Raw genomic sequence first — 22,272 nt, forward strand, 5'->3', positions numbered from 1 at the left:
GTTCCAGATATAAAATCTGAACAAGCTTTAAATGAAACAAGCCCCCATTAAGAACCATCATCAGCTCAATTTCACATGCCTGCTTCCAGAAAAATGTATCTGATTTCTAGTGTAGTGTTACGATTATAATTTCTTAATAATACATATATATTACATTTATAAGTTGAATTATTAATTTGGATATCTATAAAGGTTATATATTTTGAATTAAAAAATGTGATTTAAACATACCTTAATATAATTTCTATATTAAGAATAACTTATACATAAATTATAGCACAAAAAACTAGGTGAATTTAGAAAGTAAGAATTTTGTAACTTATTAGTAAAAATTTGAGAAAAATATGACATAGAGGTAAGATTTAGTTAAGAGAGATGTTAAATTGTAATTAGAACTTATATATGAATAATATTTTATAGATATATGAATATTAATAATATATAAGAATAAAATAATTAGTTATCAATTTGTTTGAAGGGGAATTTATGAATAATCCTTTTGATATACTTATTTATTTAGATGAGCCTTTAGTTACAAATTTATCATCCTTAGTGTTAACTGGATTTATAGAAACAGTAACTCAGAAGCAAGCCTTCGATAGGTCTTTAGCAGCAGGCTTTCATGAAGGAGATAGAATTGAAGATTCCAATCAGGGAAGTATTACTAGAATTGAAAGAGAAGGGTATAAGGATAAGAATAAATTGCAAGCTAGTAATAATATATTAAGTCATCATATGGAAAAAGATATAGATGCAAGAAATTGCATAAGAGAAGAAAAAGAAATTAAAACTACCTACACAACCTTTGTGTTAAATGGGAGTTTAATAGACTACTTTAATAAAAATAATCAATTAAAACATAAGCATGAAAATGATATTGAGAATAATAATATAGAGGCAGGAGATTTGATAGAACTTAATGGTACCATTACTAACAAAGGTGTTATGCCTTTTATTGACACGCTTATTAATTTAATAACTATATTTGGACCAGAATATTTGGATAATATAACTAAAGAATGTAATCTAAATATTAATTTTTCTATATATCTAAAAATGTTGACTTATATAAAAAGTATATTAGCATATAATAACACTGCAGATTTGATAATGAAAAGTGGCAAAGGAACAGCTATCTTAACTGTTAATCAAGATAATTTTTTAAATAGTAAATTTAATATGTTTGATAATATAAATTGTAAATGCAGAGTAGTAGGAAAAGTAATAAAAACCTGTACAGAGGAATTTGACTCTATAAGTTTACTTAGGAAAACAGGACAGGAAGAATTTTATGAAAGGTTTATAGAGGGATGCAAGCCACTTTTAGAATGTTTAAAGAAAAATAATATTTTGGTACCAGAGTGCCCAAATTTAAGAATAAATGAATGTGCGATTCAAATTATGCCATTAAACATTTACATGTAAAAAAATATTAAAAACTCATGTATTTTATAGAAAAACACTTGTATATCTGTAAAATACATGGTAATATAGAAAACAAGATGAAGGATGTTAATATATATTCATATTTGACAGCAAAGATGAATATTTATGCATTTTTAATACAGTATTGAGGTGAATTTATAATGAAATTTAGAAGTACTAGAGGTTTAGAAAAAGATATGCTATCAGCTCAAGCCATAATCAATGGGATTTCCAAAGATGGCGGTTTATATGTACCAGATGAATTTCCAAAGGTATATGATGAGTTGAAAAAGGACACAAAAGTTAAATATGAAGATTTAGCATTTAAAGTTATTAATGAATATTTTACGGATATTGATGATGCAGAATTAATGGGGGCAATTAATGATGCATATAATGATAGATTCAGTGTAGAAGTTAAAAATAACTTTTTAGAATTATATCATGGTCCTACATGTGCATTTAAAGATGCTGCATTATTATTTTTACCGCAAATTATGAAGAGAGCTAAAAAGCTTTGCAATGTTAAAGAAGATATAACAATTCTTACTGCAACCTCGGGAGACACAGGAAAAGCTGCTCTAGAAGGCTTTAAGAATGTTGAAGGCTTCAAAGTTGTAGTTTATTATCCTAAAAATGGAGTAAGTGCAATTCAAGAAAGACAAATGTCAAGTCAAGAAGGAAACAATGTTAAGGTCATCGGAATAAAGGGGAATTTTGATGATGCTCAAACAGGAGTTAAAGAAATCTTTGGAGATGATGAGTTTAGAGCAGGGCTAGTTCAAAAAGGATTCATTTTATCCTCGGCAAACTCCATTAATATTGGAAGACTTGTACCTCAAATAGTGTATTATTTTTACGGTTATTTTAATTTAGTAAATCAAGGTGTAATTAAATTAGATGATTCAATAAACGTTGTGGTTCCAACAGGTAACTTTGGAAATATATTAGCAGGCTATTATGCTAAACAAATGGGATTACCAATAGATAAATTTATTTGTGCATCTAATGAAAATAAAGTCCTAACAGATTTCTTTGAAACTGGAGTATATGATAAGAAGAGAGAGCTTGTATTAACAGAATCTCCATCAATGGATATACTTGTGTCGTCTAATCTAGAAAGATTATTGTTCGAAGCAAGTGGAAGAGATACAACAGTTGTCAGCGAATTAATGAAAGATCTAAATACAAAAGGTGTTTATGAAGTTAATGAAAAAATTAAAGGATTTATAAAAGAATTCTATGGAAACTTTGCAAATACTGAAGAAGTTTATAAAGCAATAAGAGAAGTTTATGAAAAAGATGGTTATTTAATGGACACTCATACAGCAGTAGCATATGTAGTTAAAAATAAATATGTTGAAGATACAAAGGATGATAAACCAGCTTTAGTTCTTTCAACAGCAAGTCCATTTAAATTCCCAAGAAGCATTTGTAATGCAATTGATATTGATGTAGAAGGAATAGATGATTTTAAAGTATTAGAAAAGTTATCAACTAAAACAAGCAATAAGATACCAACTAACTTAAGTGGGTTAGAAACTGCTAAAGTATTACATGATGAAGTATGGGATAAGTCAGAGATGAGAGATGCTCTATTATCTTACTTAAATGCATAGGGGCAATGTGTATGATTAGGGTAAGGGTACCAGCTACATCAGCAAATATGGGGCCAGGATTTGATTCATTAGGAATTGCTTTAAATTTATATAATGAATTTGAATTCAGGGAATTAGAAGAGAGCTTAAAATTCAATGGAATGCCAGAGGAATTTTGTAATGAAGATAATATAATATATCAAGCAATGAAATATTGCTTTGATAAAGCGGGCTATAAAATAAAAGGATTAGAAATAAGTGAACTCAAACAAGATGTACCAGTATCTAGAGGTCTTGGAAGCAGCTCCACATGTATAGTTGGGGGACTAGTTGGAGCTAATGAAATCTTGGGGAAGAAGTTTTCAGATGATGAATTATTAGATATGGCAGTAGAAATTGAAGGCCATCCTGATAATGTTGCACCAGCACTACTTGGGGGCATGGTTGTTGCAATAGTCGATGAAAACAAGACTTTTTATGATAAAGTAAATATAAAAAAGGGACTGAAGTTTGTTTCAATAATTCCTAATTTTAGATTATCTACAGAAAAAGCTAGGAGTGTACTTCCAAAGGAAATAAGCTTAAAAGACGGAGTTTACAATGTTTCAAGAGCAGCTCTTATGGTTTCAGCTCTAGGAAGTGGTAATTTTGAATTAATAAAATACGCGTGTAAAGATGCCTTTCACCAAAATTACAGAAGTAAATTAATTTCTGGTTTTGAAGAGGTGTATAATAAGAGCTATGAGTTAGGTGCATGGGGATGTTACCTAAGTGGCGCGGGTCCAACAATCATGGCAATTATCGACGAAAAGGATGAGCGCTTTAGCAATAAGCTTGGAGAATATTTAAAACAAAAAGGATTTGAATGGAATATATTAGAGTTATCTTTAGATAATGCGGGGGCAACCGTTATAGAAGGTGCAAATGAATGAGTGGAGATTACTTAGTTATAGATAAACGGGTTTTACCTGATGTTTATGAAAAAGTTCTTTATGCAAAAAAACTTTTAAAAGATGGTAAAGTCAAAGAGATAACTGAAGCAGTAAAAATTGCAGGAATAAGCAGAAGTGTATATTATAAGTACAAGGATTTTGTATTTGATTTTTCAGAAACCTCTGAAGGAAGAAAAGTTACTTATAATATTATCTTTAAAAATGAAAAGGGGCTTTTATCAAATATAAGTAATTATATTACTGAAAAAGGTGGGGATATCCTTACCATAAATCAAGGGATTCCTTTAAATGGATATGCGAATTTAAGCATAACAATAGATCTTTCAACTGTAGAGGGAGATATTAAGACCTTAACTGAGGGCTTGCTTAATATTAGGAATGTTGAGAAGGTAGAGTTTATTGGGATGGAGTAGGAATAGCGAGGGAAACCTCGCTATTTTTACCATGTATTTATTATATTTTTTGTAGAGTAGTGATTATAAAATCTTTTTAAGGCTACTATTGAGCAGTTACACATATAGTTTGAAGAATTCCAATTCCATGCTGCATTATTTATTAGCACCTTTCATAAGAGCAGAAACTACTTCTGGGCAATCTAAATTTAATGTATTTCTATTTAATAAACCATAGGTGTCTGATTTCCCAGCTGTAGAGTATCCATTATCCCACCAAACAGGAGTAATATGTCTAGATTTTGCTGCTTTAACATAATATTCAGCATGGATTGCCCTAGCTGAGTTATTGTTTTTATTAATTGTACCAAATTCACCAATAACTACAGGATGTCCACTTTTTACGAATTTATTAGCAATTGCATCAAATTCAGAATCTAATTCACTTTTGTCTGTGGCAGTTCCCCAATTAGCTGTACCAGCTTGATCCATGGCGAAGAAATAAGGTGAGTACATGTGTAATGATATTATAATTCTCTTATCATTATTTGGAATAACATAATCATTAACTGCTACAGAAGTTGTTGATGCAGCAAGTGTAGGCACCATAATACATCTAGTTTTATTGTTTCCACCAGTGTTCCTGATTGTATTTACAGCAGCTAGGTTATAGTTATTAATTACTTCACGATTTTCATGGGAGCCACCTGTCCATTCGTTAGATGCTCCAACTGGCCTCGGTTCATTCATTGTTTCAAAAATTAAATGGTCACCATATTTATTAAATCTATTTGCAATTTGTGCCCATGCCTTAGTTAGTTGAGCTTTTACTTGTTCCTGTTTTTCATAAGTTGGTATTAACCAAGAGTCTTCATGATGCATATTAAGAATAACGTACATATCGTTATCAAAAGCGTAATTCATAACTTCTTCAACTCTGTCAAACCATGCTGAATCAATTGTGTAATTAGGTGAAGATCCCATATGGTTATACCACGTTGTCGGAATTCTAACAGTATTAAATCCTGCCGCTTTGATCCTATCAATCATAGCATGAGTAGTTTTAGGATTTCCCCAACTTATTTCGGAGGAAAGTGAATTAGATGTTGAAGTGCTATAAGCATCAAGGGTATTTCCTAAATTCCATCCAATTTTCATATCGTCAACAATTTGTTGTGCTGTAACATCGCGCATTCCAGTGTAAGCAGTAGATGCTGAAGCTGGAATTGCACTAAAAAGGGCAAGTGTAGAAAAAGTAAGTGCTAAAATTAATGATTTTTTTCTAATAATCATGATATCATCCCCTTAATTATTTTTTAAAGAATATAATTATCTCATGCATTTTTATAAATCAAATCAAAAGTAAGCTTTCTTTTAAGTTTATCAAATTATGAGTTGTGTAAATTATCTATTATTTTTTGCGCATTTACTATTCATGAATATTCTAAGTACATATGACACTATTATAGACATTCTAAGAATGCGAGTTATGTACACATATATTTTAACAAATAATTTTCTTATTTCGAATAGTTGTTTGCGATGAAATAACTCTATATTACGATAATAAGATATAACTTTAGATTATATATTATTAGATCTCTATAAATTCATAAATTAATATTATTATGGATTATGATATATAAAGTGGAATGAATAGCATTAATAGGTAATATAATATTATCAACTTTACTATTTACAACGTTTATGATATTATAATCTTAAAAAAATTATTTTGGGAGGAAAAATACTTATGGACATAGACCCGGAACAGACGAGTATAACGTTACAATTAATTTTAATAGTTGTTTTAACGCTGATTAATGCATTTTTTTCATCAGCAGAAATGGCTATAGTATCTTTAAACAAAAATAAGATAAAACTTCTTGAAGAAGAAGGCAATAAAAAAGCAAAACTTTTATCCAATCTTATGGAAGAACCTACAAATTTCCTATCTACAGTACAAGTAGGAATAACACTTGCAGGCTTTTTAAGTAGTGCGTCAGCAGCAACTGGAATATCAAAAGAGTTAGGCATTTACCTACAGAAATTGAATGTTCCTTATAGTGGACAAGTTGCTTTAATAATAGTGACAGTCATATTGTCATATATTACATTAGTTTTTGGAGAACTTTTTCCAAAAAGAATAGCACTAAAAAAATCAGAAGCTATTGCAATGCTTTGTGTTAAACCAATAATGTATGTATCTAAAATTACAGTTCCATTTGTGAGACTACTTTCAGCATCAACTGATATATTAGTTAAAGTAGCTCATCTTGACAATGATGATTCAGATGAAAAAATATCCAAGGAAGAAATACGATCTTATGTGGAAGCTGGACAAGAACATGGAGTTATTAATGAAACTGAAAGAGAAATGATAAATGGTATATTTAAGTTTGATGATAAACTAGCACATGAAGTAATGACACCAAGAACAGAAGTATACATGATTGATATAGAAACCCCTTTAAATGAATATTTAGATGAATTAATTGAAGAAAGATATTCGAGAATTCCTGTATATGAAGGCGATACGGATAATATAATTGGTATTCTTTATATGAAGGATTTATTTAGTGAAGCAAGAAAATTTGGTTTTGAAAATGTTAATATTAGGAGTATAATACACCCGCCATATTTTGTTCCTGAAACTAAAAAGATTGATGAATTATTCAAGGATTTACAGGAATCTAAAACACATATGGCCATATTGATTGATGAGTATGGAGGCTTTGCGGGTGTAGTTTCAATTGAAGATTTAATTGAAGAGGTTATGGGAAACATAGATGATGAATATGATGAGGATAACCCTGAAATAGAAAAGCTTGATAACAATACTTTTATAATATCAGGTATGCTTTCAATTAATAATTTCAATGAATACTTTAATGTGGATATTAAAAGTGAAAATTATGATACTATGAGTGGATTTATTATTGAAACTATTGGTTATATACCGGAAAATAATGAAGTAAATCATATTGAGTACAAAGATTTAGTATTTAAAATAAAAGAAATGAAAGAAAAGAGAATTGAAAAAATAAAACTTTTTGTTAAACAGAAAGAATTAGTCTCATAATTATAGATATCCAAAGCAAGAATTAGACTTATGTGATAACTTACCGAAATCCAATACATTTGTCTTCTGCAGGACTAGTGAAATTTTCGCTGGAAGGTTCTAAATAGGAGCTTATCACCATTTTAGCGTGTTCCAGATGTAAAATCCCCAAGGAGAAAGTTCATGTTTCCAAATATAAAAGCTCCAGGGAGAAAGTTCGTGTTTCCAAATATAAAATTTGGACACTTACTTTTTGGACATTCACTTTTAGACAAGCTAAAATGGAACAAGCCCCCATTAAGAACCTTCATCAGCTCAATTTCACATGCCTGCTCCAGAAAAATGTATCGGATTTCTAGAGTAGTGTTACGGTTATAATTTCTCAATGATATATGTATATTCTATTTACAAGTTTGATTATTAAATTGGATATATATACTGAAAAAAGAATTATTTAAGGTATAAAGATTTACCAAGGAAATCAATATTTATTGATAATTGAGCATTGCAATATATATGATAGTGATGATGAATGATAGAGGAAGAAACATTTGTAGAATTTCGAACTAAATCATTCATCATTTTTTTCTATTATTCTGGTAAAAGCACTAAATAACTAGCAAACGTAACATTAAAAAAATTTAATAATCGTAATATTTGAAACTTGAATTAGCTAGAAAACCTTATAAATCAATGGATTAAGCAATAGTGCTCTTAAATAAAATTGACTATCATAGCATTTAAGCGATTGAATGATATTGGGAGAGATAATGAAGATTAGTTAATTATAACTAGGAACGGCAATAAATCTAGTGAAAAAATTTGACTAATTTGGACATTTACAATTGCTTAGCAAAGGAATATATTACTATCTATAACAATTCAATAACATATGTTTTTTGAAAAGGAAAATGAATTATGGAGGGAAATTTTATGAATTCAGGAACAATATCAATTTTAATTTTTGCTGGTATTGGAATCGTAGCGCTAATTTTATTATTATATGGCATAGGATTCACAAGTATTGGCACAGACGAAGTGGGGATAGTTGAAAAATGGTGGAGTTTAAAAGGAGCTGTACCAGCAGATGGTTTAATTGCATTAAATGGTGAATCAGGCTATCAACCACACGTACTTAGAGCTGGTGTTCATTTTAAAACACCTTTTAAGTACAAAGTAAAAAAAGTAAGACTTGTAACCATACCACAGGGACAAGTAGGTTATGTCTTTGCTAGATCAGGTGAAAGCCTTGCAGATGGACAAACTTTAGGAAGAGTAGTAAGTGAAAGTAAATCCTTTCAAGATGTAGTTGCATTTTTAAATAATGGTGGACAAAAAGGTCCTCAAAGGCAAATTCTTCGTGAAGGTACTTATGCCTTTAACTTAGCCCAATTTATAATTATTACTAAGGACAAAGTACATTCAATATTTACATCAAAGGATGAATCAGCTCAAATAGAAACTATGAGAAGCGATTTGTTAAAAGTGAATGGATTTCTTCCAGTTATTATTTCAAGTTCAAAACATCTTGAAGATGAAGATGCTTACACAGCACAAAGAAGCAAAGATACAATAGGAATAGTTACTGTTAATGAAGGTCCAACCCCTGATAATGGAGCTATAATTGCTCCGATAGTAGGAGAAGGAATAGATAATGAATTTTACCATAATAATTTCCAAGAACCAGAGAAGTTCTTGGCTGCTAATGGTAGAAAAGGTAAGCAGATGCAAGTATTAACAGATGGTGTTTACTTTATTAATAGGTTATTTGCTAATGTAGACATAGTACCTAAAAGTATAATAGATATAGGATACGTTGGTGTAGTTGTAAGTTATTTTGGTGATAAAGGTGAAGATGTATCTGGAGCAGATTATTCGCATGGAGAACTTGTTGAACAAGGTAAGAAGGGTATTTGGAGAGAATGTATGATGCCAGGTAAATATCCATTCAATACTTATGCTGGTAAGATTATTCCAGTTCCAACTACTAATGTTATTTTAAAATGGATTAGTGGACAAGTTGGAGATCATAAATTAGACGATAACTTAAAAGAAATAAGTTTAATTACTAAAGATGCTTTTGAACCTAATTTACCACTGACTGTAGTATTTAATATTGATTATAGAAAAGCTTCTTCAGTTATTCAAAGATTTGGAGATATTAAACTATTAATTGAACAATCACTTGACCCTATGATAGCAGGTTATTTCAAAAATATTGGACAAACTAAGACTTTAATAGAATTAATTCAAGATAGAAGCACTATTCAAGAACAAGCGTCTAGAGAAATGAAAGATAAGTTTAAGTTATATGACCTAGAATTACAAGAAGTATTAATTGGTACACCAGCTGCTTCTTCAACTGATAAGAGAATTGAACTTATTTTAGCTCAATTGAGAGATAGACAAGTTGCATTAGAAGAAATTAAAACTAATGAGGCTAAACAAAAATCAGCTGAGAAACAAAGAGAATTAAACGAAGCTATTGCAAAAAGTGCAGCTCAAGCAGCTCTTACACAATCAAGTATTGATATAGAAGTTGCAGACAATAAAGGTAAATCTGAATTAAAATTAGCTGAACAATTAGCATTAAAAACTCAAAAGCTTGCTGAAGCTGATAAATATAAGAGAACTCAAGAAGCAGATGCTTCAAGATATACAAAAGAAGCTGAAGCTGCAGCTAATGCAAAAGCAACTGAACTTAATGCAGCGGCTAATGCTAAACAAGTAGAGTTACAAGCTGGTGCTGAAGCCTTTAAGCTTGAAAAGGTTGGTGCGGCACAAGCCTTGAATATTAAAGCAGTTGCAGAAGCTACAGCTGAACAAGAAACTAAAGTTGGTCTTGCAAAAGGTACTGCTGCTAAAGCATTGGTTGATGCTTATGGTGGACCTGAATTACAAGTACAACAAAGTGTATTAACAGCATTTGCAGAAGCATTAAAAATAAGCAAATCACCTCTTGTACCACAAACTGTAATTATGGGAGGTACTGAAGGAAAAACTCCTAATGCAATGGAAGGTATTTTGAGTATGATTTTAGCTAATATGGCTAATACTAACGGATCAATAGTTAATATGGTTAATTCAAATGAGTCAGTTGTTGCTAAAGAAAAGAATGATAAAATTAATGTTAAAGAAGTTGAGGATAAAAATGAAAAAACTTCAACTAAGAAGACTGAAATGTAAATTCATGTAAATAAAGATATCCAAAGCGAGAATTAGACTTATGCAACAATTACCGAAATCAGATACATTTATCTTCCACAGGACTAGTGAAATTTTCGCTGGAAGGTTCTAAATGTCAGCTTGTCGTCATTTCAGCGTGTTCCAAATGTAAAATCTGGACAAGCTGAAAATGAAACAAGCCCCCATTAAGAACCATCAGTAGCTCAATTTCACATGCCTGCTTCCAGAAAAATGTATCGGATTTCTAGTGTAGTGTTACGATTATAATTTCCCAATCATGCATTTATATTCTATTTATAAGTTTGATTATTAATTAGGATATCTATATAGATTTAATACAAGTTTTTATTAAATTTGAGATAACTTAGTTATATATCAAAGAAAGATAAATACAGTTGTGTTCAGCAGTCTTATAGAGTTTTTTATAGGCTGGTATAGCACAACTGTATTTTATTGGGTGAAGCTCTATATAAGGATGGATTTAATAGTTAATTTAGACTATTTATATATTATTTATAAATAGTTTATAAAAAAATTATATATATTTATTATACTTAATTCGAGCTATTAAAAAGAAATTGTTAATTTCAATTTTAATTGTTTTTTAGCTAAAATATTGAGGGGATGGGATTTGTGAAAAAAATAAATAATAACAATAACCATCATAAGTACTGCACTGAAGGGTAAGGTGTTAGTATAAATTATTAAATAAATCTTAGAAAAGGCAACGAACAAATGGGTATGAGAGGTTTTTTGATAGATAAATTAAAGGGTATTTTATCTTCAGTTGTCAATTCTAAGGTTTATTTTGTTATAATTTAATATTTTATTTAAAGTCTAATGGGTTAATTTTTATAAAGAAAAGGTGGGGGAGGATGAAACCTGTACTTAAAGTAAGTGAACTGACAAAGAAATATAAAAATGATCGTGGAATTATAGATATATCTTTTGAAGTTGAGCAGGGAGATATATTTGGACTACTTGGACCAAATGGATCAGGAAAAACTACTATTATGAAAATCATCACCGGCTTATCACATGCTGATAAAGGTAGTGTTCAAATATTTGGAAATAATATTTTAAAAGAAAGTTTGAAAGAAGTAGGATGTCTTATTGAGGAACCTGCAATATATGAATATCTTACAGCTAGAGAAAATTTAAAGCTTGCAGCAAATTATTACGATGAAATAAAGAAGCCTAGAATAGATGATATTCTTACACAAACGGGATTGATAGAGCATGCAGATAAGAAAGTTAGAAAGTATACTCCAGAGATGAAGCAGAGATTAGGAATAGCATTAGCTTTTATTTCTAAACCTAAATTAATTATTTTAGATGAGCATAATAATAAATTGGATAGTAATGGAATTGAAGAGATTAAGGAAATGATACTTAAACATTCAAGGCTTGGAGCTACATTTCTTATTTCTAGTCATAGACCACATGAAATAGAGTCAATGTGCAATAAAGTTGGAATTATAAAAGAAGGAAGAATATTAGAGGTAGTTTCAATGAGAAATGCATTAGAAGAATGCGAAAATTTTAAAAAATATTATTTAATGCAGGTTGGAGGAAAGGAGATATATGAAGCAAATAAAAGCTGGAATAATTAGTGAGAGCACAAAATTATTTTCTAGAGACAAATATAGAAGGTTATTAATTTGTATTGGTATTCTAGTTATATTAATAGTTCTTTTTGATAATTTTACTAAAGGATATAACAATGTCTCGTTGTCAAATCCACCACTGAATATTTTATCAATATTAAATATAGCTTTAATTCCAATCATAAGCTATATGGCAGCTGCTGATTTATTTACCTTAGAGTATAAAAATGGTTCGATCAAGGCAATCTTGACAAGGCCTATAAGTAGGAAAAATATTATTATTACTAAGATGTTATCTATTTTAATTTATGAAATGAGTATATTGTTTACAGTATTTATATTAAGCTCAATCTTAGGAATAGCTCTTGGAAAAACCCAAATATTAAGTATACCAAAGATTTTTCTTGCATATGTTATGTCTATCTTTCCAATAATTCCAAATATATTTTTTTCAATATTAATTTCTCAATTCTCAAAAAATGGCTTTTCAACAATAATGCTTTCAATTCTTATTTTTATTATTCTCTTTTTATCTTCATTATTAATTCCATCAATATCGTCAATGATATTTATTTCATATGTAAATTGGTATAAAATATTTATGGGAGTGCAAGTATCAATAAAAATAGTAGTAGAAGTTATTGGGTTATTTATAATATATTCATTAATATTTTTTTATGGAGCATATGTTATATTTAAAGCGAGAGAATATTGATTTTTGAAGGCACATTAGAATTAGTTCGGAAATAGTAAGCGACTAGGCTACAAGTTTTATTATGGTGCTTAATTGTTATATAAATTAGGAGGATATTATTATGATGATAAAAAAGCGTCTTGCTATTTCAAATATTATTATGTTAGTAGTCCCTGCAATATTAATTGTGGTAATTGCTGGTGGATTATTAGAAGCTTTTACAGAGAAATATGGCAAAAAAATAAGAATTATTAATGAAGGGACTGGGACATATAAGGTACAAAAGGCATTGGATTCTTATATAAAAAATAAAGATGTAGACAATGAGAAAATAGAGGAGAGTCTAAAAAATGCAGGTTACAATTTATTAATCACTGATAATGGGGCTACTGTATTCTCAAATCTAACATATGATGATAAAGATGCTATATCTAAAATTAATGAGGATATATTATCTTCATCAGATTCAATGGTACTTGAGGTAAATGCTATTAGTTTAATAAAAAATAGTATACTTAATGATGGAAAACGCATTAATATAATTGCAATCAAAGCAAATAAGTTTATGAGCAAACAACAATTTAAGTCGGATATGAGAGCTTTTTTTATAAGTTATATAAGTGTTGTATTAATAATAGCATTAATTATAATTACATTAACTAACGGTATATTATCATCACGTGTGGCTAAAAGCCTAATTGAGCCATTAGATTTATTGAGTTATGGTGCAGGACAAATAGAGGAAGGAAATCTTGAATTTAAAATCAATTATGATGGTAAAGATGAATTCTCTAAGGTTTGTGCAGATTTTGATAAAATGAGAATGAGATTAAAAGAATCCATAGATATGAAGTTAAAATATGAAGAGGACAGAAAAGAATTGGTTGCTGGAATATCTCATGATTTAAGAACGCCACTAACAACAATAAAAGGATATGCAAAAGGTTTAAAGGATGGAGTTGCAAATACGCCTGAAAAATGTGAAAGGTATCATGAAATTATCTATAGTAAGGCATGTGATATGGATATGCTAGTGGATAAATTATTTTTATTTTCTAAATTAGATACAGGAAAATTTCCCTTTATTTTTGAAAAAGTGAATTGTAATGATTTCTTTTTAAGTTTTTTAAATACAGTTGTTAATGAATTTAAAGTAAAAGGTCTTGATTGTAGTTATGAAAATAATTGTGAGGATAATGTATATTTTAATATTGATTGTGAAGAAATGCACAGAGTGTTAGCAAATATACTTGAGAATAGTGTAAAATATAAAGGGAAAGATGTTGGAAATGCTAAAATTAAAATAGATAAAAAGGAAGATGAACTTGTCATAATAGTTCAAGATGATGGTCCAGGGGTTATAGAAGAAAATCTTTCACGCTTATTTAAAGGTTTTTTTAGAGAAGATGCATCAAGATCTAACCCTAGTGAAGGAAGTGGGCTTGGCCTTTCTATTGCGGAATATATAGTAAAAGCACATAAGGGAACAATTAGAGCTGAAAATAATAATGGGCTTACAATTATTATAACATTACCAATTTATAATGAATAAATTGGTATAAAGGAGTTCTTTTTGAATAAACTTATAAATACATACAACTTTGTTTGATTTTTAACAATAAATATATAAGAACGAGATTATTAATATATGGGTGTTATGGGAGCGATAAAAATGAAAAAAATACTTATTATAGAAGACGATAAGCTTATAGCTGAATTAGAGAGAGATTATTTAGAAATAGGTGGCTTTGAGATAGAAATTGCAATGAATGGAGATGAAGGCTTGAATCTTGCATTAAATAAAGAATTTGATTTAATACTTCTGGATTTAATGCTTCCAGGTAAAAGCGGTTTCCAAATTTGTAAAGAGGTAAGAAAGCATAAAGAGATACCAATATTAATGGTTACAGCAAAAAAAGAATCTATAGATAAAATTAGAGGTCTTGGAATCGGCGCAGATGATTATATTGTTAAGCCTTTTGATCCAAGTGAACTTGTAGCAAGAGTAAATGCGCATCTTTCACGTTATGATAGATTAACTACAATAGAAAAAAAGAAGGAACTTTCAGAGCTTGAGGTTATGAATTTTGGAAGGCTTAAGATATATACAAAGGCTTGGAGGGTGTATGTTGAAGATAAGGAAATTAAATTTGCAAATAAAGAATTTGAACTATTATTATTTCTTGCAACAAATCCTAATATAGTTTTTTCTAAAACAGCTCTTTTAGATAGGATTTGGGGAATGGATTCTCTTGCAGATGTTCCTACAGTGACTGTACATATTAATAGAATAAGAGAAAAGATTGAGGAAAATAGTAGCAATCCTAAATACATAGAAACCGTATGGGGAGCGGGTTATAGATTCAAAATATAATTTTAAATTATATTTTGAATCTATTATTAAATTTAGCTATATCATATTATAGGATTCATTTGAATAGTTTAAATTAAAAACAGAAGAACAAACTAAAAATGTTAATTCGAAGCAATGTTTGATATCCCAAAAATAAGATGCCTGTCCTTTGGAGTAATTAGATAATATATCATCAATTGAAGCTTTTAGTGTAGATAAATTATTTAAATTTAAAGAACTTGTTTTAGAATTAAATTGATTTCTTAATTTATCAAAATTCTTAAGTAAATATTTTTGTAATTCACGTTCGTATTTTAAATGTGATGGAATATTGCCAATTGAACCAGAAATGTGAGAGTGGCAACAGAAATCACATAGATAATGAACTACAATTCCTAATTGTAAGGAAGAGAATGCATCAAACTTTTTCACTGAAATAAGTTTTTCTATTTTTTTATTTATATAGGACAAAGATTTTTTCATATAATGAGGGTGAGTTTTAACATGCCAGCTTTGATCAACCATTATTAATCCAAAGTTAAACATAAATTTAGAGAAACCTTTGGGAATGATGTTTATATTTTTACTTAGGAGTAATTCACCTAGTTTAACATGAGTTTTTACTTTCATAATTAATCCTTCCTTTAGTATTAAAATAATTCGTTCGTGACGCGATTTTGAAAGAAAAATGTAGAATTTTAGAAACTATATATTTTATAATACATATTTACATTATAAATGTAAAGATAATATAAAGAAAATTTAAAATTATTATAAAATTTAGAAAAAATAAATAATTCAAAATTAACCTTTTATTGGCTTAGAATATAGTGTATAATGCATAGTAATACTTTAAAGTGCGTGTTTACGACGCTTTTTTTTGTAATAGACAACTAAATGGGGGGGCTATAAATGAATATTTTTAACACTTATAAAGGGCTGCCGAGAAGTATATATGCTCTATTTTTCGTGCAGATAATTAATAGGTTTGGGGATTTTGTATTTCCATTTTTATCTTTGTTATTAACACAAAAATTAAATTTCTCTTATTCAATTACGGGTGTGATTGTAATGATAACGTCATTAGTTTCAATGCCTGCAGCACTTTTAGGAGGAAAATTTGCAGACCAGATTAGCAGACGAAAAACTTATTTTGTGGGTCAGGGATTAGCAGCAGTAGCTATATTAATTTGTGGAATTATAAAAAATCCTATAATCATTGTTGTATTGTTAATCATTTCAGCATTTTTTAATGGTTTTGTAAGACCAACACTTTCAGCTATTATTGCTGATGCATTAACACCAGAAAAAAGACAAATTGGAGGGTCATTGACTTATTTAGGAATAAATATAGGAGTTGCAGTTGGACCTATTGTAGCGGGATTTTTGTTTAATAATTATATTTCACTTCTGTTTATATTAGATGCTTTAACTTCATTTATTGCAATAATAATTTTTTATATCTATATAGATGAAACAAAACCTAAACTTAATGTGAAAGAAGATGAAAATTCAAAGGAAAAAGAAGAAACAGGTAATTTGCTTCAAATCTTATTGAAAAGACCACAATTAACACTTTTTATGATATTTAACATGTTTTATTGTTTTGCATATACCCAAATTTCATTTTCAATGCCTATGATGTTAAATGAAGTTTTTGGAACTGAGGGTACCACAAAGTTTGGATATTTAATGAGTATAAATGCGCTGACTGTAATATTTTTAACTGTTATAATCATCACAATAACAAGAAGATTAACAACCCTTGTTAATATAATTCTAGCAGGAATTTTTTATGCAATAGGCTTTGGAATGATAGGGATAATAGGAAATTCCTTCTTTCTATATATAATTTCAACCATAATCTGGTCAATAGGTGAAGTTATAGCATCAACCAATAATGGTGTGTATATAGCTAATAACAGTCCTAAAAATTTCAGAGCAAGAATTAGCGCAGTTAGTAATTTAACTTATGCTATTTCAATTTCTTTAGCCACTTCACTAGTTGGAAGATTCATAGATTCCTATGGCTTGAATAAAGTATGGACATTAGTATTTGTTGTAGTTGCTGTTGGGGTAGGTTTCATGATAGCATTACACATATATAATTTAAAGAGCAAGAAAAAGGCAGTGAAACATAGAGAAGTTGCTTGTTAAATTTAGTTTAGAATAAATTTTTCTTATATGGTAAACATATTTCATATAAGGAGGCGCTTTTATGACAAATAAACGAAAGGTTACCAAAAAGCAAATGGCTTCTCTAGGATTGAAAAAAACAGAAAATGGTGATTATGAATATACAAATCCAGAAGATAAAACAAAATCAAAATATAAACCTGTACGAAAAGAGTCTAATTAAAAGGCTCTTTTTTGTTGGAATTAATTGTATTCATAAGTAGATTAGAGAGTTTATATACACAAAACAGTTTTTAATTATAATATTTCAATTAGTGTTGTCAGATTTAAAATTATTATTACGAAATGAATAGTATAAAAGAAAATATTACTCTTCCAATATTGGCACAGGAAAAAATTAAAAGTTTAAGATTGAAAGAAGGTGCATTTTGATTTCAGATATTGAATTACTTAACCTTTTAAATACAAAACCAGAAGCTGGTCTGAAGGTTATGATGGAAAAATATATGCCGCTTATTTATACAATAATATTTAATAAACTTTCAGGGATATATTCAAAGGAGGATATAGAAGAATGTGTAAGTGATGTTTTTTTAGCAATATTTCAAAATAGGTATAGGATCAATTTGGAAAAGGGATCTATAAAAGTTTTTTTAGCAGTGGTAGCCAAAAGAAAAGCAATAGACTTATATAGAAAAAATAAAAATAATAACTATATTCCTTTAGAAGATATTTCAGAAGATTTATTCTGTATAGAAAATCATGTAGAAGCTTCGGTAGTTACTAAAGAAAACAATTCTATTTTAATTAATGCCATAAAATCTTTAGGTGAACCAGATGGTGAGATAATTATTAGAAAATATTACTTACACCAAAGTTCAAAAGATATTTCTAAGGAACTAGGGATTAAGGTTAATACTATTGATAAAAAGGTATCAAGATGCATGGGAAAATTAAAAAAATTATTAGGAGGTATTATATAAGTTGGAAGATAAATTGTTTGCAAAATTAGATGAATTAGATATAAAAGAGACAAATTTGCTATTAGATGATGAAATTAAAATACAAATGAGTATTTTAACAAAAAGAAGAATTGAACAATCCATAATGAAAAAAGCAGGATATGAGCCTGAAAATAAAACACTTAAAGATAAAATTTATAATATTTTAGGAGGATTAATTATGAAAAGAAAAATCGCACTAGCATTATCAGGAGCGTTAATTTTAAGTTTAGGAGGAGGGGGATTTGCATATGCAAAAACTACTCCAGTAGCATATGTTAGCATGGATATAAATCCAAGTGTAGAATTAGGAGTTAATACTTTTAACGAGGTTGTGTCAGCTGAAGCTTATAATGAAGATGGAAAAAAAGTATTAGAAGGCACAAACTTAATTAAAACTGATGTTGATAAGGCTGTAAGTACAATAATTACTAATGCTATTGAAGATGGATATGTAAAAGAAGATGGTACATCAGGTATCGAAATAGCTACAGCTTCTGACAAAGATAAAGTTGCGGATAAGTTAGAGGAAACTGTAAAAGAAGTAGTTAATAAAACTTTAGAAGATAATGAAGTTGATGCAACAGTTGAAGCTGAAAAGGTGGCACTTCAAAGAAGAGATGAAGCGAGAAAGCTTGGAATTACACCTGGAAAGTTAAATCTTATACAAAAACTTCAAGAATTGGATCCATCAATAAAAGTTGAGGATTACAAATCAAGTTCTGTTAAAGAGATCATGAAAAAGACTAATGAATTAAGAAAAGCTAACAAACAAAATGAAGAAAATTTAGAAAGTACAGCAACAGATAGTGAAAATGTAAGTAAGGATAGTGAAACAACTACTCAAAATGATGATAAGCAAAGCACTTCAACACAAAATACAACTGATTCAGATAAAACTTCAAATGTAAAAGAGGAAAAAAATAATGGTGTTTCTAAAACAAATGAGAATAATGGTAAAAAGGACGATGAAGTTAAGAATGACTTAAAGCAAGGCAACAATGCTAATTCAACTTCAGAAAAGAAGAATAATAGTAATGCAAATGCTCAAGGTAACAATAATTCCTCAAAGTCAGAAAATAACAATAAAAGCAATAGCAGCAATAAAGGAAATAATAAATAACAGTTAATAGCTGAAAGAAATAAGATAACCTGCTTTATAGTGGTGGGTTATCTTATTTTTTAGGAATAATTTATTTTTTTACCACATAACATAAATTTATAAGGGTGTTATAGAAAATGATTTGATATTATTTACTATAAATTATCAATAATAATAAAATATATATTAAATAATATTTAATTATTAAATTTATACTAAATTTATAAAGGAAATTTCTAATATTTGTAGAATATAATATATATAATTATAGGAGGTGGTTAAAATGGGATAATTGTTTTATGATAATTAATTTGGGTTATGGTATAAAATAGACATCCTTTGCATAAAGACGTTAACATAAGTGTTTATTAATGTTATTAAGATAACATTTTTAATATAGTATAGATGTGTCCTCATAAGCATCGATATACTAATTGAAAAATAACAGATATAGTTACGTAGTAATTGTAAAAGGAGAGTGGCATATGGGTAAAAAATACATTATGTTTGTTAATGAAAATGGGTTTTTAACAGACAAAGATGAGAATTTCACGATGGTTGGGGTAGTATTTGAATGCGATTATTGCGGTGATTCTAAGTATTATGAATGTGAACTTAAAATGAAGTTGGATGAGTATAAGAATAAGGTATTTAGTGGTGGTACTAATGTATTTTTAGATGATATGATTCTTAAAGAAGAGGTTTACAGAGGGATAAATAAGAGAGAAAGAACAAAATTTGCAAGTGAATTAGCATCATTATTTAAGGATTTCAAATTTTCAATAGTTACTAGTACTGTTAAAAGAGATATGTCAGATTCATATTCAAGAGCAGCTAAAAAATTATTGAAAGAATTTTATACTTATGTAATGAAAAAGAATGGACAATCAGGTGGGATTATTTTAGAAGCAAAAAATGATAAGAGTGGTAATCAACAGGCTTTCTTTGATATATATAATGATAGAAATGAGAACTTAAATATAATAGGTGACGTTTCTGAAAAGATTAGTAGTTTTATGATATGTGATAAAAGCAACAATATGTTTGGAACTGGTATAGAGTTATTGAATGTATTAAATAATATATTGTTTAGAGTATCTAACGGTTTTAAAGAATTCGATTCAAAAATAATATCTTATGTTGAATATGGTAATAGAAATAAAGTTTTTGATATTATTAAACGCAAGATATATAAAGATGTAGAAATAAGAATTGGAGAAGAACTATCAAGTGAAAAGCTTGTTAACAGTGCAACTCTATTTAATCAAGAATTAAAGGAATTAAAAGAATTAAAAGACGAATTAGTATTTAAGAACATAATAATTAATAAACAAGAAGAAAAAATTGAACAGTTAACTGCTAAAGTTAATTTATTAAATGAACAGTTAGAAGCAGTTTTATTTAATAAGGAAAGTGAAAATATGATGTCTAAAATTCTTTCTGAAATAAATGTCAAAATTCAAGGCTTCGATAAAATGACTAAAGTAGCTAAGAATTAAACTTTGAATTTAAATGAAGAACAGAATAATAATTATGAATATTAGGATATAGAAGTGGTAAGAAAATAAATGGGTTAGAACTACCTCAAAGTAAAATAATGCTTTGAGGTAGTTTTTTTATGCTTAATTTTTAGAAGAAAAAGTGCTAGGTGATCTATTAAACATATTTTTAAAGGAACGAAGAAAGGATGAATAATCATTAAATCCACATAGTGCATAAACTTTAGTAATGGACTCTCCTGATTTAATAAGATCCTTAGCCAGTAAAAGCCTTTTTTGATTCACATAATTGTGAACAGTGTATCCAGTTTCTCTTTTAAACTTGTGCATAAGATAATATTTACTAAGGTAAAATTTTTGAGATAAAGTTTCTATGGAAAGATCTTCACATAAATTATTATTTATGTACTTTAAAATTGTTTCTATTTGCTTATCGTATTTAAGGTTAAGAGAATTTTCATCATTTATATATGCATTATCTAGGTGAACTCTATTTAAATATATAAGCAATTGGATAAATAATGAATTACTTAAAAGCTTGCTGCCAAAGTTATTTGAATTAAAGGAGTTTTCAAGAGATTCAATTATAAATTTAATATTGTCTTGAAAATTTGTTTCTAATCTAATGAGATTAAAACTCTTTTCGTTTGCTAATTTAAAGCATGTCAATAAATCACAGTTTTCATAGCTATGATTATCTATAAAATTTGAATCAGCCCAAATAATGATTCTTTCATAAGTTTTAGCTGGATTAATAATAGGTTTATGGACATCATGGTTATTAACAAGTAAAATATCCCAAGGTTTTAAATTATAAGCCTTACCTTCAATTAAATAAGTTACATCTCCAGAGAGAAAAATTATTATTTTATTAAAGTCATGGTAATGAAATTCAAATTCTTGATTTTTTTTATCCTTTAAATGAAAGAGTTGAAAGTCTCTATTTAAGTAGCCAGATTTATTATTAATATAATCTTTATTCATATAGCAATCACCTTTTAAATTTATATATAAGTTCTATATGCATTCCAATTATCAATTAATTGAACTTTATCCTTGGAATTATAGATATCCAAAGCGAGAATTAGACTTATGCAACAATTAGCGAAATCAGATACATTTATCTTCCACAGGACTAGTGAAATTTTCGCTGGAAGGTTCTAAATGGTGGCTTGTCGTCATTTCAGCGTGTTCCAGATGTAAAATCCCCAAGGAGAAAGTTCATGTTTCCAAATATAAAATTTGGACATTCACTTTTAGACAAG

At 28.6% G+C, this 22,272-nt stretch carries 18 protein-coding genes; 15 read left to right on the top strand and 3 right to left on the bottom strand.

Annotated features, from left to right (window positions below):
- Positions 1–486: 486 nt before the first annotated feature.
- The 4 genes from CSPA_RS07365 (at position 487) to CSPA_RS07380 (ending at position 4,389) form a co-directional block, all read left to right on the top strand.
- Positions 487–1,425, top strand: a complete 939-nt coding sequence (locus CSPA_RS07365; RefSeq protein WP_015391597.1) for a DUF6414 family protein — start codon at positions 487–489, stop codon at positions 1,423–1,425.
- 161 nt (positions 1,426–1,586) lie between these two features.
- Positions 1,587–3,044 (top strand): threonine synthase, encoded by a 1,458-nt coding sequence (gene thrC / locus CSPA_RS07370; protein ID WP_015391598.1) that lies wholly within the window; start codon positions 1,587–1,589, stop codon positions 3,042–3,044.
- Between the two features lie 11 nt (positions 3,045–3,055).
- Complete coding sequence (thrB, locus tag CSPA_RS07375; protein WP_015391599.1) at positions 3,056–3,955, top strand: homoserine kinase; 900 nt, start codon at positions 3,056–3,058, stop codon at positions 3,953–3,955.
- On the top strand, positions 3,952–4,389 hold the full coding sequence (locus tag CSPA_RS07380; protein WP_015391600.1) for an ACT domain-containing protein: 438 nt from the start codon (positions 3,952–3,954) through the stop codon (positions 4,387–4,389). The genes thrB and CSPA_RS07380 overlap by 4 nt, the downstream gene beginning before the upstream one ends.
- Before the next feature lie 135 nt (positions 4,390–4,524).
- Here the strand turns inward: CSPA_RS07380 and CSPA_RS07385 are convergent, their stop codons facing one another.
- On the bottom strand, positions 4,525–5,661 hold the full coding sequence (locus CSPA_RS07385) for a glycoside hydrolase family 5 protein (RefSeq protein ID WP_015391601.1): 1,137 nt from the start codon (positions 5,659–5,661) through the stop codon (positions 4,525–4,527).
- A gap of 460 nt (positions 5,662–6,121) precedes the next feature.
- Here CSPA_RS07385 and CSPA_RS07390 point away from each other — a divergent pair, with 460 nt between their 5' ends.
- The 6 genes from CSPA_RS07390 to CSPA_RS07415 all read left to right on the top strand — a co-directional run bounded on the left by CSPA_RS07390 (position 6,122) and on the right by CSPA_RS07415 (position 15,290).
- A complete protein-coding gene (locus tag CSPA_RS07390; protein WP_015391602.1) occupies positions 6,122–7,450 on the top strand; it encodes a hemolysin family protein in 1,329 nt (442 codons plus the stop codon).
- Between the two features lie 912 nt (positions 7,451–8,362).
- Positions 8,363–10,615 carry an SPFH domain-containing protein gene (locus tag CSPA_RS07395; RefSeq protein ID WP_015391603.1) on the top strand — a complete coding sequence of 751 codons (2,253 nt, stop codon included), beginning with the start codon at positions 8,363–8,365 and terminating at the stop codon, positions 10,613–10,615.
- 875 nt (positions 10,616–11,490) lie between these two features.
- Complete coding sequence (locus tag CSPA_RS07400; RefSeq protein WP_015391604.1) at positions 11,491–12,228, top strand: ABC transporter ATP-binding protein; 738 nt, start codon at positions 11,491–11,493, stop codon at positions 12,226–12,228.
- Positions 12,200–12,937, top strand: a complete 738-nt coding sequence (locus CSPA_RS07405) for an ABC transporter permease (protein ID WP_015391605.1) — start codon at positions 12,200–12,202, stop codon at positions 12,935–12,937. Before CSPA_RS07400 ends, CSPA_RS07405 begins: the two co-directional genes overlap by 29 nt.
- A 100-nt stretch (positions 12,938–13,037) precedes the next feature.
- Positions 13,038–14,468: a HAMP domain-containing sensor histidine kinase gene (locus CSPA_RS07410; protein WP_015391606.1), complete on the top strand. Its 1,431-nt coding sequence runs from the start codon at positions 13,038–13,040 to the stop codon at positions 14,466–14,468.
- Positions 14,469–14,588: 120 nt separating this feature from the next.
- Positions 14,589–15,290, top strand: a complete 702-nt coding sequence (locus tag CSPA_RS07415; protein WP_017810777.1) for a response regulator transcription factor — start codon at positions 14,589–14,591, stop codon at positions 15,288–15,290.
- Positions 15,291–15,326: 36 nt separating this feature from the next.
- Here CSPA_RS07415 and CSPA_RS07420 read toward each other — a convergent pair whose 3' ends face one another.
- Positions 15,327–15,899, bottom strand: coding sequence for a zinc dependent phospholipase C family protein (locus tag CSPA_RS07420; RefSeq protein WP_015391608.1), 573 nt, complete (start codon positions 15,897–15,899; stop codon positions 15,327–15,329).
- A gap of 282 nt (positions 15,900–16,181) precedes the next feature.
- On the opposite strand from CSPA_RS07420, the gene CSPA_RS07425 reads away from it, so the two are divergent.
- From CSPA_RS07425 to CSPA_RS07440, 5 genes are all read left to right on the top strand, one after another.
- Complete coding sequence (locus CSPA_RS07425) at positions 16,182–17,426, top strand: MDR family MFS transporter (RefSeq protein ID WP_015391609.1); 1,245 nt, start codon at positions 16,182–16,184, stop codon at positions 17,424–17,426.
- A gap of 61 nt (positions 17,427–17,487) precedes the next feature.
- Positions 17,488–17,628: a hypothetical protein gene (locus tag CSPA_RS30015; RefSeq protein ID WP_015391610.1), complete on the top strand. Its 141-nt coding sequence runs from the start codon at positions 17,488–17,490 to the stop codon at positions 17,626–17,628.
- Positions 17,629–17,833: 205 nt separating this feature from the next.
- A complete protein-coding gene (locus CSPA_RS07430) occupies positions 17,834–18,388 on the top strand; it encodes a sigma-70 family RNA polymerase sigma factor (RefSeq protein ID WP_015391611.1) in 555 nt (184 codons plus the stop codon).
- A gap of 1 nt (position 18,389) precedes the next feature.
- Positions 18,390–19,529, top strand: a complete 1,140-nt coding sequence (locus CSPA_RS07435; RefSeq protein WP_015391612.1) for an anti-sigma-I factor RsgI family protein — start codon at positions 18,390–18,392, stop codon at positions 19,527–19,529.
- Between the two features lie 464 nt (positions 19,530–19,993).
- Entirely contained in the window at positions 19,994–21,007 is a 1,014-nt protein-coding gene (locus CSPA_RS07440; RefSeq protein WP_015391613.1) for a hypothetical protein, read from the top strand.
- A gap of 123 nt (positions 21,008–21,130) precedes the next feature.
- On the opposite strand, the gene CSPA_RS07445 is transcribed toward CSPA_RS07440, so the two are convergent.
- Positions 21,131–21,991 carry an AraC family transcriptional regulator gene (locus CSPA_RS07445; protein ID WP_015391614.1) on the bottom strand — a complete coding sequence of 287 codons (861 nt, stop codon included), beginning with the start codon at positions 21,989–21,991 and terminating at the stop codon, positions 21,131–21,133.
- Between the last annotated feature and the right edge of the window lie 281 nt (positions 21,992–22,272).

Origin of the sequence: Clostridium saccharoperbutylacetonicum N1-4(HMT), from assembly GCF_000340885.1 — a bacterium.
GTDB lineage: Bacteria > Bacillota > Clostridia > Clostridiales > Clostridiaceae > Clostridium > Clostridium saccharoperbutylacetonicum.

Coding starts and splice junctions, on each gene's coding strand:
- CSPA_RS07365 (WP_015391597.1), top strand. CDS start 487: ATGAATAATCCTTTTGATATACTTATTTATTTAGATGAGCCTTTAGTT.
- thrC (WP_015391598.1), top strand. CDS start 1,587: ATGAAATTTAGAAGTACTAGAGGTTTAGAAAAAGATATGCTATCAGCT.
- thrB (WP_015391599.1), top strand. CDS start 3,056: ATGATTAGGGTAAGGGTACCAGCTACATCAGCAAATATGGGGCCAGGA.
- CSPA_RS07380 (WP_015391600.1), top strand. CDS start 3,952: ATGAGTGGAGATTACTTAGTTATAGATAAACGGGTTTTACCTGATGTT.
- CSPA_RS07385 (WP_015391601.1), bottom strand. CDS start 5,661: ATGATTATTAGAAAAAAATCATTAATTTTAGCACTTACTTTTTCTACA.
- CSPA_RS07390 (WP_015391602.1), top strand. CDS start 6,122: ATGGACATAGACCCGGAACAGACGAGTATAACGTTACAATTAATTTTA.
- CSPA_RS07395 (WP_015391603.1), top strand. CDS start 8,363: ATGAATTCAGGAACAATATCAATTTTAATTTTTGCTGGTATTGGAATC.
- CSPA_RS07400 (WP_015391604.1), top strand. CDS start 11,491: ATGAAACCTGTACTTAAAGTAAGTGAACTGACAAAGAAATATAAAAAT.
- CSPA_RS07405 (WP_015391605.1), top strand. CDS start 12,200: ATGAAGCAAATAAAAGCTGGAATAATTAGTGAGAGCACAAAATTATTT.
- CSPA_RS07410 (WP_015391606.1), top strand. CDS start 13,038: ATGATGATAAAAAAGCGTCTTGCTATTTCAAATATTATTATGTTAGTA.
- CSPA_RS07415 (WP_017810777.1), top strand. CDS start 14,589: ATGAAAAAAATACTTATTATAGAAGACGATAAGCTTATAGCTGAATTA.
- CSPA_RS07420 (WP_015391608.1), bottom strand. CDS start 15,899: ATGAAAGTAAAAACTCATGTTAAACTAGGTGAATTACTCCTAAGTAAA.
- CSPA_RS07425 (WP_015391609.1), top strand. CDS start 16,182: ATGAATATTTTTAACACTTATAAAGGGCTGCCGAGAAGTATATATGCT.
- CSPA_RS30015 (WP_015391610.1), top strand. CDS start 17,488: ATGACAAATAAACGAAAGGTTACCAAAAAGCAAATGGCTTCTCTAGGA.
- CSPA_RS07440 (WP_015391613.1), top strand. CDS start 19,994: ATGGGTAAAAAATACATTATGTTTGTTAATGAAAATGGGTTTTTAACA.
- CSPA_RS07445 (WP_015391614.1), bottom strand. CDS start 21,991: ATGAATAAAGATTATATTAATAATAAATCTGGCTACTTAAATAGAGAC.